The organism is Aestuariivirga sp. (assembly GCF_044239095.1).
Lineage (GTDB): Bacteria > Pseudomonadota > Alphaproteobacteria > Rhizobiales > Aestuariivirgaceae > Aestuariivirga.
The window spans coordinates 14,467-28,475 of record NZ_JBIICB010000017.1 but is presented as its reverse complement, the minus strand read 5'-3'; the positions used below and the strand labels follow the sequence as shown (position 1 = coordinate 28,475).

The following is a 14,009-nucleotide window of genomic DNA, read 5'->3' as shown; positions in this document are numbered from 1 at the left end:
GCAGGCGGAGCCGCGGGTGCGGAGTGTCTAGTTGCACGCCGTGCTTCACCTGCCGTCATCCCGGCGAAGGCCGGGATCCCGCTTTGGGGCAGCATGTGCGGAAAGAAGAAGCTGGATCCCGGCCTTCGCCGGGATGACGGTTGTTCGTTGGTGAGGTCTGCATGTTCGAGAGACTGAAGCGGATAATTGCGGCCGAGACCAAGCGCTCGGCCACCGCGCCACTGATTGCGCTCCACACGGCGGGCAGGCCGCAGTGGACGCCGCGGAATTATGCGGCGCTGGCCAAGGAGGGGTTTGCCGGAAACGCCATCGGCTATCGCGCGGTGCGGATGATTGCGGAAGCCGCGGGTTCGCTGCCGTGGCTGCTGTATGAAGGTGACAGTGAGGTGAGCAATCATCCGCTGCTGGAGCTGCTGCGGCAGCCGAACCCCGGGCAGCCGGGGCGCGAATTCGCCGAGCAGCTTTATGGCTTCCTTCTGGTGGCGGGGAATGCCTTTGTGGAGAAGGCCGAGATCGACGGGACCACGCGCGAGCTTCATGCGCTGCGGCCGGACCGGATGAAGGCGGTTGCCTCCTCCAACGGATGGGCGGAGGCGTTTGAATATTCCGTCAACGGACAATCGGTTCGGTTGCCGCGCGAGAATGTGCTGCATCTGAAGCTGTTCAACCCGCTCAATGATCATTACGGCATGTCGCCGCTGGAGGCGGCACAGCGCGCGATCGATACGCACAATGCGGCTTCCGCCTGGAACAAGGCAATGCTGGATAATTCGGCGCGGCCCTCTGGCGCGCTGGTCTATGCGGCGGGCGACGGGCAATTGACGGCGGAACAGTTCGAGCGGCTGAAGATCGAACTGGAACAAAGTTACCAGGGCTCGGCCAATGCCGGGCGGCCCATGGTGCTGGAAGGCGGGCTCGACTGGAAGCAGATGGGCTACAGCCCGAAGGACATGGAGTTCATCTCGGCCAAGGATGGCGCGGCGCGCGAGATCGCACTGGCCTTCGGCGTGCCGCCCATGCTGCTGGGAATTCCCGGCGACAATACATTCGCCAATTATATGGAAGCGAACCGCAGCTTCTGGCGGCAGACGGTGCTGCCGCTGGCGAGCCGGATGGCTGAGGCGATGACGGGGTTTCTGGGGCAGGGGCGTTATCGCCTTGCGCATGACCTGGACCAGGTGGAGGCGCTGGCGGCTGACCGCGAGGCGCTGTGGGCGCGGGTGGGGGCTGCCGGATTCCTGACGGAAGACGAGAAGCGCGCCGCCGTGGGGTATGGGGCGCGCCGACCCTGAGCCGTCATCCCGGCGAAGGCCGGGATCCAGCTTCCCTGTGGGCGTCCGAAGCTGGACCCCGGCCTTCGCCGGGGTGACGGAATAAAAACAATGGAGAATGCGACCATGCAAACCCGCCGGGAAAAAAGCCGGCTGGGGCGGCCCTTGTGTGCCTGCTCCGGTTCGGGGGTGTTCATTGGCTATGCGAGCCTGTTCGGCGAGCGTGACCAGTCGGGCGACGTGGTGATGCCCGGGGCTTTTGCGGCCTCGCTGAAGCGGCGGGGATACCGCGATGTGCGGATGCTGTTCCAGCATGATGCGGCAGAACCCGTGGGCACCTGGATCGACATGCGCGAGACGGCGCGGGGCCTGCATGTGACGGGCAGGCTGGACCGCAATGTGCAGCGGGCGCGGGAATTGTTCTCGCTGCTGGAATCGCGCGGGCTCGACGGGCTGTCGATCGGCTTCAAGACGCTGAAGGCGCGGCGCGACAAGGCGACGGCGTCGCGGCTCCTCACCGAGATCGACCTCTGGGAGATCTCGCTCGTGACTTTCCCGATGCTCATGGGAGCGCGGGTGTCGTTTGTTTCAACATCAGAAAGGGTCGTTGCGTAATGGACGGTGGACTGGAAACGAAGGTCGCCTTTGGCGACATGATGCAGGCGTTCGAGGCTTTCAAGGAGGCCAATGACGAGCGCCTTTCGCAGATCGAGGCGCGCATGGGGGCGGATGTGGTGACCACCGAGAAGGTGGAGCGCATCAACCGCGCGGTGGATGAGGCGAAGGCCCGCCTCGACGAGCTGACGCTGAAGGCCCGGCGTCCGCAGCTCTCAGGCCATGAGGAGCAGCAGCCTTCCTCACGCGAGCACAAGCAGGCTTTCGAGAGCTATGTGAGGAAGGGCGAGGCGCAGGGGCTGACGGGGCTGGAGGCCAAGGCCTTCTCCGTATCCTCCAACCCGGACGGCGGGTTCCTGGTGCCGCCCGAGATTGAAACCGAGATCGGCAGGCGGGTTTCGAACTTCTCGCCGATCCGTGCCATTTCGAGTGTGCGGCAGGTGTCGGCGCCGAGCTATCGCAAGCCCTTCAACGTGGCGGGCTTTGCCACGGGCTGGGTAACGAGGCGCTGATGCGGCTTGACTGGGCGATCCACCTCTCCGTCATCTCGCGGGCCGTGGCGGCGCCGCCTGAGGCTGCCGCGGATGGCGCGCGCTACCTCGTTCCCGCGGCACCTTCCGGCGCATGGGCAGGGCAGGCGGGCCTGCTTGCCGTCATGCAGGGCGGGGGCTGGCTGTTCGAGCCGCCGCGCGCGGGCTGGCGGCTGTGGGTCGAGGACGAGAAGAAGTTCCTAGGCTTCGATGGCGCGGAGTGGCTGGACCTGCGGCAGGATTCGCCCTCCACGCCATCCAACCCCGGCACGCCGCCCGAGATCACGAGCCTGCCGCGCCTTGGCATCAATGCCAACGCGGATGAGGTGAACCGCCTCGCCGTCTCATCGCCGGCGGTGCTGTTGAACCATCAGGGCGGCGGCATGCAGTTGAAGCTGAACAAGAATGCGGCGGCTGATACCGCGGCACTGCTCTACCAGACCGGGTTTGCGGGCCGCGCGGAGATGGGGCTGGCGGGCGAGGACGACTTCCGCCTCAAGGTGAGTGCTGACGGCACGCTGTGGCGCGACGCGATCCTGGTCGACCGGGCGACGGGGGTGGTGTCGCTGCCCAATACGCCGGTTGCAGCGCCGCCGGTGCGGGAGCTCTTCAACCAGTCGCTGTCCGCCCAGGGACCGGGATTTGCGGTGGACAGCTATCTTGCAGGCTCGCAGATCGTGCTTCCGGCAGGCGTGCTGCGCCCAGGGACGCGCTACCGGCTGGCCTTCGACGTGGCGAAGACGGCGGCGGGGATCGCAACGCCGGTGATCTCGCTGCGCTTCGGCGCGGCGGGCGCGCTGGCCGATCCGGCGATCGCCGTGCTGAGCTTTCCCGTCCAGACCATGGCGGTGGATGACGGGCGCTTCACGCTGGACGTGACCTTCCGCAGCGTGGGCGCGGCGGCGGTGGTGCAGGCGGTGGCGGGCTTGACCCATACGCTGGCATCGACCGGGCTTTCCAACAGCCCCGGGCCGGTGCGGCGGGCAACCTCCGCCAGCTTCAACACTTCGCTGGCTGGTGCCGTGATCGGGGTTTCCGTCAACGGTGGAAGCTTTGCCGCTTGGACCGTGTCGCTGGTGCAGGCGAGCCTGGAGAACCTGGCCTGATGACCAGCCTGGAGCGGGACGTGGGCGCGCTGGAAGCGCGCATGGTGACGGTGGAGCAGGAAATCCACGCAATGCGCCAGGACGTGCGCGAGATCCGCGATGCGCTGGTGACGGCGCGCGGCGGCTGGAAGACGCTGACGCTGGTGATCGGCTTCTCGGTGTCCTTCGGGGCGCTGCTCTCACGCGTGGCGCCGATGCTGATGCAGTCGAGACTATAGGAGATAAAGTCATGCACATGACGGAAGAGGGGCTGGCGCTGATCCGGCACTTCGAGGGATTCCGCGCCGAGGCCTATCGATGCCCGGCGGGGGTGTGGACCATCGGCTATGGCCATACCGCTGAGGCCGGGCCGCCGGCGGTGAAGCCCGGCATGCGGATGACGCAGGCGCAGGCGCGCGTATTGCTGGCGCGCGATGTGGAGGCCTTCGCCGACGCGGTGCGCACCCGCCTGACGCGCGAGGTTACACCGCGGCAGTTCTCCGCACTGGTGAGCTTCGCCTTCAACGTGGGGACGGGCGCTTTCGCCCGGTCCTCCGTTCTGAAGGCGGTGAATGAAGGGCACCTCGAGGCGGTGCCAGGCCGCCTCAAGCTGTGGGTGAAGGCCAGGGGCCGTGTGCTGCCGGGCCTTGAGCGGCGGCGGGCCGCCGAGGCTGCCATGTTCGCCGCGGAACCAGCCGGCCTGCCGCCGCCCGACGCCGGGGGCTGGTGGCTGTCCCGCCTGATCGCGGCGCTGGTCAGATATCTGTTTGTGAAACGGGAGACGACATGATGGTGCTTGCAACCGGAATGGCCGCGAAGCTGGCCGTGGGGCTCGTCAACGGGCCGCTGATGAAGATCATCGAGGCGCATGTGGCCGACCAGGCGCTGCGGCGCAAGCTTGCCGCCGAGATGGAGCAGCAGGTGCTGGCGCACCTGACGCGCACGGCGGAGCTGGGCCAGGCCGTGGTGATGGCCGAGGTCCAGTCCGAGCATTGGCTGAGCCGCAGCTGGCGGCCCATGCTGATGCTGCTGCTGATGGGCTTCCTGCTGCTCGCTGGGCTGGTGCTGCCGCTTGCCGACGTGATCGCGGGTGGGCCGGTTCCGTTCGAGCCGCGCTGGCAGATGCTGCCGCAGGGATTCTGGGACTTCCTCGCCATCGGCATGGGGGGCTATATCGGGGGGCGCTCGCTGGAAAAGGTGGCCGGGGCCGTGGCCGCCGCGGCCGAACGCAAACCTGCGCCGCGCAAGCGCCGCTAGAGCATGATCCGCAAAAGTGGAAACCACTTTTGCGGTAAGATCATGCTCAAGCCATTGAACTTGCGCGAGTTCTTTTCGACCAGGTGATTCAACCTGGTCGGAACGCGCGCTAAGCCCATTCATGCCGGGTTCAGCTTGCGTGGCCTAGATGATGCGCATGAAAGGTGTGTTGCGATGCGAAAGATAAGGATGTTGAGCGCTGCTGCGATCGGCCTGTCGGTTGTGCTCGGCGTGCTGCCGGCTCACGCGCAGGAAGAGGGTGGCTATGAACAGGGCGGCCTGCCGCCGTCTGCCGCGGTCAAGCGTGCCGCGGCGGCCTATCCGGATGCCAAGCCGCTGGGCGTCAAGCTTCAGGGTGGCATCTATGTTGTCAGGCTGAAGCAGGATGGTACGATCATCCAGGTGGGCGTCGATCCGGCGACGGGCGACGTCTTCCCAGTGCAGTGAAGGAGCCCCATGCGCATACTCGTTGTCGAGGATGATCCGGACATCAACCGCCAGCTCGTCAGCGCGCTGCAGGACCAGGGCTATGTGGTCGACAGCGCGAAGGATGGCGAGGAAGGCCATTATCTGGGCGATACCGAGCCCTATGACGCGGTGGTGCTGGACTTAGGCCTTCCCGTGATCGACGGGGTGAGCGTGCTCGAGAAATGGCGCCGTGCCGGCCGCAAGATGCCGGTGCTGATCCTCACCGCGCGCGACCGCTGGAGCGACAAGGTGGCGGGCTTCGACGCGGGCGCTGACGACTATGTGGCCAAGCCCTTCCACATGGAGGAACTGCTGGCGCGCGTGCGCGCACTGCTCCGCCGGACTGCGGGCCATGCGACGAGCGAGATCTCTGTGGGGCCCGTGATGCTCGATACCAAGAGTGCGCGCGTCACCGTCAACGGCATGGCGGTGAAGCTCACCTCGCTGGAGTTCCGGCTGCTCGCCTATCTGATGCACCACAAGGGCAAGGTCGTGTCACGCACCGAGCTTGTCGACCATCTCTATGACCAGGACTTTGACCGCGATTCGAACACAATCGAGGTCTTCGTGGGCCGCTTGCGCAAGAAGCTGGGCGTGGACGTGCTGCACACGATCCGCGGCATGGGCTATTGCGTGAGCGAGCCGGACAATGCGGCCTAGCTCGCTCTCGGGCAGGCTGATCCTTTCCTCCGCGGTGGTCAGCGTCGTGCTGCTGGCGGTAACGGGCATGCTGCTGGCGGGCCTGTTCACCGCGGCACTCGAACGCAACTTCGACCAGCGGCTGCGCTCCGTGCTCGACGGCATCCTGGCGGGTCTAGAGGTTGATGCCTCGGGAACGCCCAGGCTGCCGCAGGGGATTGCGGACCCGCGCTTCGGCCTGCCGCTGTCTGGCTGGTACTGGCAGGTGGTGCCGGAGGCAGGTGGAACGGGCGACCTTGCCTCTGCCTCGCTGCTGGAACAGCGGCTGGCCGTGCCGGAGGGTGCCGCGCGCGACGCCAATGGGGCTGCTGCCGTCTATCTCACGGATACGGCAGGCGTGAGCTTGCGCGCCATCGAGCAGAGCTTCACGTTTCCGGGCAGTGCGCGGCGGTTTTCCGTGCTGGTGGCCGGGAACTTCGACGAGCTCTCCCGCGAGGTCAGGACCTTTACCGGAACGCTGGTGGCGAGCCTCGCGCTGCTGGGGGCCGGGCTGGTTCTGGCGACACTGGTGCAGGTGCGATTCGGGCTGCGGCCCTTGCGCGACATGCAGGCCCGGCTGGCGGACATCCGCCAGGGCAGGGCCGACCAGCTGAAGGGCAGCTACCCCTCTGAGATCCAGCCCGTGGCGGAGGAGCTGAACCTGCTCATCCAGTCCAATGTGGAAGTGGTGGAGCGGGCGCGCACCCAGGTGGGGAACCTGGCGCATGCGCTGAAGACGCCGCTCAGCGTGCTGACCAACGAGGCGGCGGCGCAGAATGGCCCGCTCGCCGGGAAGGTGCGCGAGCAGGCGGAGGTGATGCGGGGCCAGGTGAACCTCTATCTCGACCGCGCCCGGCGCGCCGCGCGTGCGCAGGGCATCGGCGCGGCAACCGAGGTGAGGCCGGTGCTTGAGGCGCTGGCCCGCACGCTGGAGCGCATCAACCGCGACAAGGCCATCTCGATCAGCCTCGATTGTACGCCCGGCCTCAGGTTCAGGGGCGAAAGGCAGGATCTTGAGGAAATGGTGGGGAACCTCCTCGACAATGCCTGCAAGTGGGCGGCAGGACAGGTGACGCTGTCAGCAGCGCCCGCGCCCGGACCCGCCAGCGCAGGACGGACCTTCCTGATGATTGCCGTCGAGGACGACGGGCCGGGCCTTCCCGCAGACCAGCGCGCTGAGGCGCTGAAGCGTGGCCAGCGACTCGACGAGACAAAGCCCGGTTCCGGCCTCGGCCTTTCCATCGTGACGGAAACGGCTGGAATGTACAATGGAAGCGTGCATCTCGATACGGCATCCCTCGGCGGACTGAGGGCAGTGTTGAGCCTGCCGTCAGCAGCTTGATCGCTTTCTCGTATAAAAATACCAATTGGTAGCAACCAGTGTTTGCGCCTAGACGCAAATAGTACTAGTTGGTTGTAATACTCGCACGGGACTCAACCTTACCTTAAGGATGGTTACCTGCGGATCTGTAATTGTGTTGTCGAACGTATCGTCCGTTGATCCCCCCGGTCGCGGGCGGCACTGCAGGAAGGCGGGCCATCTGGCCCGCCTTTCGTTTTTATACGGTCTCGGCCGCTGCCGCCTCGATCACCGGAATGCCGCGTTCGCGGTAAGGGGTGCGGCCATAGAAGGCGCGGTAGCACTTCGAGAAATGCGAGGGCGATGCGAAGCCGCAGGCCAGCGCCACATTGATCACCGACATATCCGTCTGCAACAGCAGGGAGCGGGCCTTTTTCAGGCGGAGCTCCAGGTAATAGCGCTTCGGTGAACGGTCCAGGTAGCGGCGGAACAGGCGTTCGAGCTGGCGGGTGGAGAGGCCAGCCTGCTTTGCCAGCAGGGAGGGCGAGAGCGGCTCCTCCAGGTTCTTTTCCATCTCCTCGATGATGCCGACGAGCTTCGGGTGCCTTGCGCCGATGCGCGCCGGCAATGACATTCTCTGATGCTCGCTGTGGTGGCGGATCGGCGAATGGAGTATGCCCTCGGCCACGGCGGAGGCGAGCTCCGGCCCGTGCTGGCTGGCAATCAGCGTGAGCATCATGTCCAGCGCGGTGGTGCCGCCGGCACTGGTGAAGCGGTCCCGGTCGATCTCGAACAGGCCGCCCGTGGCATCGAGCTCCGGGAAGGCCTCGGTGAAACCCGGCAGGTTCTCCCAGTGGATGGTGCACCGGTAGCCGTCGAGCAGGCCTGCCTCCGCAAGGATATGGGCCCCCGTGCACACGGCGCCGATATCAGTGCCCTTGCGCGCCACCTTGCGCAGCCAGGCCACCAGCCGCTTGTCCGTGTGGTGCTGCACGTTGAGGCCGGCGCAGACGAGGATTGTCGAGTTTTCGGGGATGCCGGAGAGATCGCCATCGACCATGGCGAGGATGTTGTTGGAGGCGGCCACCGGCTGGCCATCCACCGAATGCATGGTCCATTTGTAGAGCGTCTTTTCCGACAGGCGGTTGGCGATGCGGAGCGGCTCGATCGCCGAGGTGACCGGCATCATGGTGAATTCCGGCACCACGACCACCGCGAAGTGATGGGGAAGTTGCTTGGGTCGGTCGCCGAACATGGGCGATGCTCCTGTTTGGCGTGTTGTTGCGCAAAATCACGGCATTGTCCAGAAGCGCCATGCGGCATGTGAAAAACGACATGGATGGAACGCGGCAGTCGCATTCGTAATGGCCCTGTCGCAAATATCCGGGCGGGCTGTCGGCACCAAGCGCAGAGTGCAGCACGCCCAAACCGGAGCCCGCATCGATGAACGCCCCGCTTGCCTCACACAGCCTGCCGCCTGCCGAAGCCACCTCGTCCTTTCTCGGCCTCGCCTCGATCGAGATCACGCCGAAGCAGATCGAGAAGCTGGCGCTGCTGAAGGACAAGCTGAAGCCCGGCAGCCGGGTGTTCATCGCGCTGATCGATGCTGGCGACCTCGCGGGCCAGATCGAGGCGGCGCGCCAGCTGAAAGCCAGTGGCTTCGACCCGGTGCCGCATGTGCCCGCGCGCTTCGTCAAGGACGAGGCGGACCTGCAGTCGCGCATCAAGGCGCTGGCGGAATGCGGGGCCACCTCCATGCTGGTGCTGGGCGGCGGCGCGCCCGAGCCCATCGGCCAGTATGACGCGGCGATCCAGCTTTTGCAGACGGGCGTGTTCCAAGCAAATGGCGTGAAAAACATCGGCCTTGCCGGCCACCCCGAGGGCAACCCGGACATCACCAAGATCCACGGCGAGGCCGTGCTGGTGAAAGCGCTGAAAGAGAAGCAGGCCTATCTGAAGGCGAACAACCTCGAGGGCTTCATCGCCACGCAGTTCCTGTTCGAGGCGGAGCCGGTGGCGGAATGGGCCGCGATGCTGAGGGCCGAGGGGATCGATTTGCCGATCTTCGTGGGCGTGCCGGGGCCCGCCACCATCAAGACACTGGTGAAATATGCCGCCATGTGCGGCGTGGGCAACTCCGCGCGCTTCATCCGCAAGCAGGCGCTGAACATCACCAAGCTGCTGACGGTGAATACGCCGGATGACTTCGTGGCAGGCCTGGCGCAGCTGCATTATGGCCGTCCGGAACTGGGTGTGGCCGGGCCGCATCTCTATCCCTTCGGCGGGTTCGACAAGCTGTTTGATTGGCTGGCGGCGGTGAAGTGAAGCTGGATCCCGGCCTGCGCCGGGATGACGGTGTTTCGGTAATCGTTTTTTATGTTCGTCATCCCGGCGAAGGCCGGGATCCAGCTTTGCCTGTGCCGCGTGCTGCCTTACGATAGGGCATGGGGCAGGAAAAGCATCCCGCCGTGTACATCATGGCGAACCGCTATCGCGGGACGATTTATGCCGGCGTGACCAGTGCGCTGTGGGCCCGCGTGTGCGACCACAAGAATGGGGCGACTGGCGGGTTCACCTCAGAATACGGCGTGACGAGGCTCGTCTGGTATGAGCACCGGCTCACGATGGAAGCCGCCATTCGGCGCGAGAAGCAGATCAAGGAGTGGCGAAGGGATTGGAAGGTCCGCTTGATCGAGGAAACGAATCCGGAGTGGCGGGACTTGCATGACGAGATCGACACGCTGGCGACGCTGGTCGAAGAGTAAGCTGGATCCCGGCCTTTGCCGGGATGACGGTTCCAATTATTGTGTTCCGTCATCCCGGCGAAGGCCGGGATCCAGCTTCCTTTAGGCCGGCACGTCCTGCGCGCCGAAGAGCTTGACCCTCGAACTCTCCTTCGCGGTGGCGCAGAGGAAATCCCAGGCGTAGTGGGCGTAGCTCCGGAACACGTAGACGTCGAAGACCGTGTCTTCCACCACATGGAGCAGCGCGGCGATTTCGGCGAAGCGCATGCGGCGGCAGGTGCCAGGCTGGTAGTCGCCCGAGAGCAGGTCGAGGGAGGTGCCCTTCATCAGGACTTCGCGGCAGGCGTCGCCTTCGAGGCGGATGACTGCGCGCATGTCGGAGACGTCGACGGCAAGCGAATGGATTCCCTTGAGCGTCTGGCGGAGGTTGGCGAGAATGTCATGCGCCTTGCTCCGTGTGCTGAGGATCAGCCACTGGTCAACCGACAGCCAGAGCACGCGCACGTCGCCCCAGGCGGCGGAGGTGCGGGGCTCCGTTGGAAGCGCGAAGCCCAGCGCGTCATGGGCGGCGGACAGGAAGGCGGGGTCTGACGCGAGGCCGCGCAGGTCGATCATGCCGCGGTCGGGGATTTCGCGGATGGTGATCGCGAGGCCCTGAGGTGCTGCGGCGTGGGCGAGGGGCGATTCGTATGAGAGCTCAGACATTCAGCTTGGCCCCTTCCTTGTCATAGAAGACGGTGTCGGTGATGGTGGCGCGCATGACCTTGCCGCCAGGCAGCGGGAAGGAAATCGTCTCGCCCATGCGGTTTCGGCCATTCTCGATCAGCGCCATGGCGATGGAGCGGCCGAGGGTGGGGGACTTATAAGAAGATGTGACCTGGCCGATCATCTCCATCGGCGGCTTGTCCTTTACCTGCCGCACGGCATAGGCGCCGTCGGGGAGCACGTCGTTCGGATCCTCGGTGAGGAGGCCCACGAGCTGCTTGCGGTTCGGGCCCTTGAGGTAGGACTGTTCCAGCGAGCGCTTGCCGATGAAGTCGGCCTTCTTCTTGGAGACGAGGCCGTCGAGGCCGACGTCGATGGGTGTCGTGGTGCCGTCGGTTTCGTCGCCCACCACGATGTAGCCCTTCTCGGCGCGGAGCACGTGGAGGGCTTCGGTGCCGTAAGCCTCCAGCCCAAACTCTTCACCCGCGGCGAGGATCGCCTTCCACAGGCCGAGGCCGTAGTTCGACGGCGTCGCCACTTCGTAGGAAAGTTCGCCCGAGAAGGAGATGCGGAACAGGCGCACGGGGTAGGGGCCGAGCTTGCCTTCGACGAAGGACATGTGCGGGAGCGCCTCGTGCGAGATGTCGAAGCTGGGGTCGAGCTTCTTTAAGACCTCACGCGCCTTGGGGCCGGCGATGGCGAATTGTGACCACTGCTCGGTGACGGGGGTGACGAAGACCTTGTAGTGGGTCCACTCCGTCTGCAGCCATTCTTCCAGCCAGGCGGCGATGCGGTCAGCACCGCCGGACGTCGTGTGCATGAGGAAATGATCATCGGCGAGGCGCACGGTGACGCCGTCGTCGGTGAGGAAGCCCAACTCATTCATCATCAGGCCATAGCGGCACTTGCCCACTTTCAGCGTCGAGAACATGTTGGTGTACATGCGGTCGAGGAATTCGGCGGCGTCCGGGCCCTTGATCTCGATCTTGCCCAGGGTGGACGCATCGAGCAGGCCCACCTTGTTGCGCACGGCGAGGATCTCGCGGTCGATTGCAGCGTGCTTGTCTTCAGCGCCCCTGGGGTAAGTATAGGCGCGGCGCCACTGGCCGACGGGCTCGAACACGGCCTTCTGGTCCACATGCCACTGGTAAATGGCGGTGCGGCGGATGGGGAGGAAGAGCTGCTTTGTCAGCACGCCCGCAATCGAGCCGAAGGAGAAGGGCGTGTAGGGCGGGCGGAAGGTGGTGACGCCGATCTCGGGGATCGACTTGCCGGTTGCTTCCGACAGGACGCCGAGGCCGTTGAGGTTGGACGTCTTGCCCTGGTCGGTGGCCATGCCGAAGGTGGTGTAGCGCTTGGTGTGCTCCACCGATTCATAGCCCTCGCGCTGGGCGAGTTCGAGATCGGCCGCCGTCACATCGTTCTGAAAGTCGATGAAGTGCTTGTTGCCTTCATTGTACTTTCCCGTGGCAGGCGCGAACCAGATAGGCTCGAGCGGGCGCTCGTCAGCCTGCACGGCGGCGGGAACGGGGTGGACGTTGCCGGAGCCTGCAAGCTTTGAGCCTGCAGCGTAAGCCTCTTCCAGAATTTGCGAGAGGCCGAAGCTGCCGTTGGCGGCGCCCACTGCGGTGATCTTGTCGTTGTGGCGGTCAGGCCGGAAGGACTGGATCTGCTCGTCGAAGCGGATCTTGCCGCCATTGTGGCACCAGAGGTGCAGCGCCGGATTCCAGCCGCCGGACATGGCGACGAAATCACAGGCGTGCTTCGTCTCCTTGATCACGCGGCCCTGGCCCTTGCGGTAGGAGGCGAGCTTGACGTCGGTGATGTTGAGGCCGCCCCAGCTGGTGTTGACGGCGGAGATGACGGAGCCGGTCTCGACCGTGATGCCCATCTCGCGCGCCTTGTTGGGCAGCGCCCCTTCAGCCCGCCCGCGCGAGTCAACGACGCGGACGCCGACGCCGGCGGATTTGAGGACGAGGGCCGTCTGATAGGCATCGTCATTGTTGGTGAAGACGACGCCGGATGCGCCGGGGGAGACGCCATAGCGCTCGATCATGCCCCGCGCGGCAGACGCCAGCATGACGCCCGGGCGGTCATTGTTGGCAAAAGCAATCGGGCGCTCGATGGAGCCGGTGGCGAGGATCACCTGATGTGCGCGCACCTTCCACAAGCGGTGGCGCGGGACGCCAGCGACAAGCAGCGCGGGATCGTGATCGGCCAGCCGCTCAAACAGCATGAGGAAGTTGTGGTGGAAGTGGCCCACCACCGTCGTGCGGTTCAGCACATGGACGTTTTCGGCGGCGGCGAGCTTGGCCGATGTGGTGGCGCTCCACTGGTCAAGCGAGTGGCCGTCGATGGTACCGCCGGAGATGTCGGCGATGCCGCCGAAGCGCGGGTTCTCATCCGCGAGGATCACCTTGGCGCCATTGGCGGCTGCGGCTTCGGCTGCAGCGAGTCCGGCGATGCCAGCGCCGATCACCAGCACGTCGCAATGGACGTGGATCTGCTCATAGGTGTCAGGGTCGCGGCCTTCGGGGGCTTTGCCCAGGCCAGCGGCGCGGCGGATGATGGGTTCGTAGACGTGCTTCCAGAAGGAGGCGGGCCACATCAGCGTCTTGTAATAGAAGCCGCCGGGGATGAAGCGCGACATGGCGTTGTTGATGGCGCCGACGTCCCAGTTGAGCGACGGCCAGCGGTTCTGCGAGACGGCGGAGAGGCCGTTGAAGATCTCGATCTGGGTGGCGCGCAGGTTCGGCTCGTGGCGCGCACCTTCGCCAACACCGGTGAGGGCGTTCATCTCTTCGGAGCCCAAGCCAACGATGCCGCGCGGGCGGTGGTACTTGAAGCTGCGGCCGAAGACGCGCTGGCCGGAGGCCATGACGGCGGAGGCGATGGTATCACCCTGGAAGCCAGACAGCGTCTTGCCGTCGAAGGAGAATGTCACGCGCTTCGAGCGGTCGATACGGCTGCCGCCGCCGTTCAGTCGATATGGCTTGCTCATGAATTCTTCTCCGCCTTCAGGCGATTGGCGAAATATTCCGCCCACGGACCTTTGGCCTGGGCGATCAGGTCGGCGGGCGGCAGTTCGGTGATGCCGTAGAAGGCCTTGAACTCCAGCGTCACCGTATCGCGCGCGGCGTGGAACCACTTGCCGCAGCCGCGGTCACAGCGCCAGCGCTCGAAGTGGAGGCCCTTGGGGTTGTGGCGGATGAAGAGATAGTCGCGCTGCTCCTCGTCCGTCACATGGGCGGGGTCACTCGTTGCGGGGCGGCGCACATGGGCCTGGCCCGCGGCGTGAAAATCCGTCTCATCACCTTCAGCACCGCAGACGGGGCATTTGACGACTAGCATCGGGG

The 14,009-nt window shown here is 65.4% G+C and carries 15 protein-coding genes and 1 pseudogene; 12 read left to right on the top strand and 4 right to left on the bottom strand.

Going from position 1 to position 14,009, the window contains the following annotated elements:
• Positions 1-161: 161 nt before the first annotated feature.
• The 10 genes and pseudogenes from ACILRA_RS03080 (at position 162) to ACILRA_RS03035 (ending at position 7,246) form a co-directional block, all read left to right on the top strand.
• Complete coding sequence (locus ACILRA_RS03080) at positions 162-1,292, top strand: phage portal protein (protein ID WP_395660622.1); 1,131 nt, start codon at positions 162-164, stop codon at positions 1,290-1,292.
• Positions 1,293-1,397: 105 nt separating this feature from the next.
• Positions 1,398-1,853, top strand: a pseudogene (locus ACILRA_RS03075) (HK97 family phage prohead protease); the annotation flags it as partial.
• A gap of 32 nt (positions 1,854-1,885) precedes the next feature.
• The gene (locus ACILRA_RS03070; protein ID WP_395660621.1) at positions 1,886-2,398 is read left to right on the top strand and encodes a phage major capsid protein; all 513 of its coding nucleotides are present in this window, start codon (positions 1,886-1,888) and stop codon (positions 2,396-2,398) included.
• Positions 2,398-3,522 carry a DUF2793 domain-containing protein gene (locus ACILRA_RS03065; RefSeq protein ID WP_395660620.1) on the top strand — a complete coding sequence of 375 codons (1,125 nt, stop codon included), beginning with the start codon at positions 2,398-2,400 and terminating at the stop codon, positions 3,520-3,522. The genes ACILRA_RS03070 and ACILRA_RS03065 overlap by 1 nt, the downstream gene beginning before the upstream one ends.
• On the top strand, positions 3,522-3,740 hold the full coding sequence (locus ACILRA_RS03060; protein WP_395660619.1) for a hypothetical protein: 219 nt from the start codon (positions 3,522-3,524) through the stop codon (positions 3,738-3,740). The genes ACILRA_RS03065 and ACILRA_RS03060 overlap by 1 nt, the downstream gene beginning before the upstream one ends.
• Positions 3,741-3,751: 11 nt before the next feature.
• Entirely contained in the window at positions 3,752-4,291 is a 540-nt protein-coding gene (locus ACILRA_RS03055; RefSeq protein ID WP_395660618.1) for a lysozyme, read from the top strand.
• A complete protein-coding gene (locus tag ACILRA_RS03050; RefSeq protein ID WP_395660617.1) occupies positions 4,288-4,758 on the top strand; it encodes a 3TM-type holin in 471 nt (156 codons plus the stop codon). Before ACILRA_RS03055 ends, ACILRA_RS03050 begins: the two co-directional genes overlap by 4 nt.
• A gap of 174 nt (positions 4,759-4,932) precedes the next feature.
• Entirely contained in the window at positions 4,933-5,205 is a 273-nt protein-coding gene (locus tag ACILRA_RS03045; protein WP_395660616.1) for a hypothetical protein, read from the top strand.
• 9 nt (positions 5,206-5,214) lie between these two features.
• Entirely contained in the window at positions 5,215-5,886 is a 672-nt protein-coding gene (locus ACILRA_RS03040) for a response regulator transcription factor (RefSeq protein WP_395660615.1), read from the top strand.
• Positions 5,876-7,246: a sensor histidine kinase gene (locus ACILRA_RS03035; RefSeq protein ID WP_395660614.1), complete on the top strand. Its 1,371-nt coding sequence runs from the start codon at positions 5,876-5,878 to the stop codon at positions 7,244-7,246. Before ACILRA_RS03040 ends, ACILRA_RS03035 begins: the two co-directional genes overlap by 11 nt.
• 217 nt (positions 7,247-7,463) lie before the next feature.
• On the opposite strand, the gene ACILRA_RS03030 is transcribed toward ACILRA_RS03035, so the two are convergent.
• Entirely contained in the window at positions 7,464-8,459 is a 996-nt protein-coding gene (locus tag ACILRA_RS03030) for a GlxA family transcriptional regulator (protein ID WP_395660613.1), read from the bottom strand.
• Positions 8,460-8,647: 188 nt separating this feature from the next.
• Here ACILRA_RS03030 and ACILRA_RS03025 point away from each other — a divergent pair, with 188 nt between their 5' ends.
• Positions 8,648-9,529, top strand: coding sequence for a methylenetetrahydrofolate reductase (locus ACILRA_RS03025; protein WP_395660612.1), 882 nt, complete (start codon positions 8,648-8,650; stop codon positions 9,527-9,529).
• A gap of 119 nt (positions 9,530-9,648) precedes the next feature.
• Positions 9,649-9,969 (top strand): GIY-YIG nuclease family protein, encoded by a 321-nt coding sequence (locus ACILRA_RS03020; protein ID WP_395660611.1) that lies wholly within the window; start codon positions 9,649-9,651, stop codon positions 9,967-9,969.
• Positions 9,970-10,050: 81 nt separating this feature from the next.
• On the opposite strand, the gene ACILRA_RS03015 is transcribed toward ACILRA_RS03020, so the two are convergent.
• From ACILRA_RS03015 to ACILRA_RS03005, 3 genes are read right to left on the bottom strand one after another with little or no spacing between them, the layout of a single operon-like run.
• Positions 10,051-10,653: a sarcosine oxidase subunit gamma gene (locus ACILRA_RS03015; protein ID WP_395660610.1), complete on the bottom strand. Its 603-nt coding sequence runs from the start codon at positions 10,651-10,653 to the stop codon at positions 10,051-10,053.
• Positions 10,646-13,654, bottom strand: a complete 3,009-nt coding sequence (locus ACILRA_RS03010; RefSeq protein WP_395660609.1) for a sarcosine oxidase subunit alpha family protein — start codon at positions 13,652-13,654, stop codon at positions 10,646-10,648. Before ACILRA_RS03010 ends, ACILRA_RS03015 begins: the two co-directional genes overlap by 8 nt.
• Entirely contained in the window at positions 13,651-14,004 is a 354-nt protein-coding gene (locus tag ACILRA_RS03005; RefSeq protein WP_395660608.1) for a sarcosine oxidase subunit delta, read from the bottom strand. Before ACILRA_RS03005 ends, ACILRA_RS03010 begins: the two co-directional genes overlap by 4 nt.
• Positions 14,005-14,009 lie beyond the last annotated feature (5 nt).

What these genes read in the sequence shown, in the direction of transcription:
- ACILRA_RS03080 (WP_395660622.1), top strand. Translation starts at nt 162, where the DNA reads ATGTTCGAGAGACTGAAGCGGATAATTGCGGCCGAGACCAAGCGCTCG.
- ACILRA_RS03070 (WP_395660621.1), top strand. Translation starts at nt 1,886, where the DNA reads ATGGACGGTGGACTGGAAACGAAGGTCGCCTTTGGCGACATGATGCAG.
- ACILRA_RS03065 (WP_395660620.1), top strand. Translation starts at nt 2,398, where the DNA reads ATGCGGCTTGACTGGGCGATCCACCTCTCCGTCATCTCGCGGGCCGTG.
- ACILRA_RS03060 (WP_395660619.1), top strand. Translation starts at nt 3,522, where the DNA reads ATGACCAGCCTGGAGCGGGACGTGGGCGCGCTGGAAGCGCGCATGGTG.
- ACILRA_RS03055 (WP_395660618.1), top strand. Translation starts at nt 3,752, where the DNA reads ATGCACATGACGGAAGAGGGGCTGGCGCTGATCCGGCACTTCGAGGGA.
- ACILRA_RS03050 (WP_395660617.1), top strand. Translation starts at nt 4,288, where the DNA reads ATGATGGTGCTTGCAACCGGAATGGCCGCGAAGCTGGCCGTGGGGCTC.
- ACILRA_RS03045 (WP_395660616.1), top strand. Translation starts at nt 4,933, where the DNA reads ATGCGAAAGATAAGGATGTTGAGCGCTGCTGCGATCGGCCTGTCGGTT.
- ACILRA_RS03040 (WP_395660615.1), top strand. Translation starts at nt 5,215, where the DNA reads ATGCGCATACTCGTTGTCGAGGATGATCCGGACATCAACCGCCAGCTC.
- ACILRA_RS03035 (WP_395660614.1), top strand. Translation starts at nt 5,876, where the DNA reads ATGCGGCCTAGCTCGCTCTCGGGCAGGCTGATCCTTTCCTCCGCGGTG.
- ACILRA_RS03030 (WP_395660613.1), bottom strand. Translation starts at nt 8,459, where the DNA reads ATGTTCGGCGACCGACCCAAGCAACTTCCCCATCACTTCGCGGTGGTC.
- ACILRA_RS03025 (WP_395660612.1), top strand. Translation starts at nt 8,648, where the DNA reads ATGAACGCCCCGCTTGCCTCACACAGCCTGCCGCCTGCCGAAGCCACC.
- ACILRA_RS03020 (WP_395660611.1), top strand. Translation starts at nt 9,649, where the DNA reads ATGGGGCAGGAAAAGCATCCCGCCGTGTACATCATGGCGAACCGCTAT.
- ACILRA_RS03015 (WP_395660610.1), bottom strand. Translation starts at nt 10,653, where the DNA reads ATGTCTGAGCTCTCATACGAATCGCCCCTCGCCCACGCCGCAGCACCT.
- ACILRA_RS03010 (WP_395660609.1), bottom strand. Translation starts at nt 13,654, where the DNA reads ATGAGCAAGCCATATCGACTGAACGGCGGCGGCAGCCGTATCGACCGC.
- ACILRA_RS03005 (WP_395660608.1), bottom strand. Translation starts at nt 14,004, where the DNA reads ATGCTAGTCGTCAAATGCCCCGTCTGCGGTGCTGAAGGTGATGAGACG.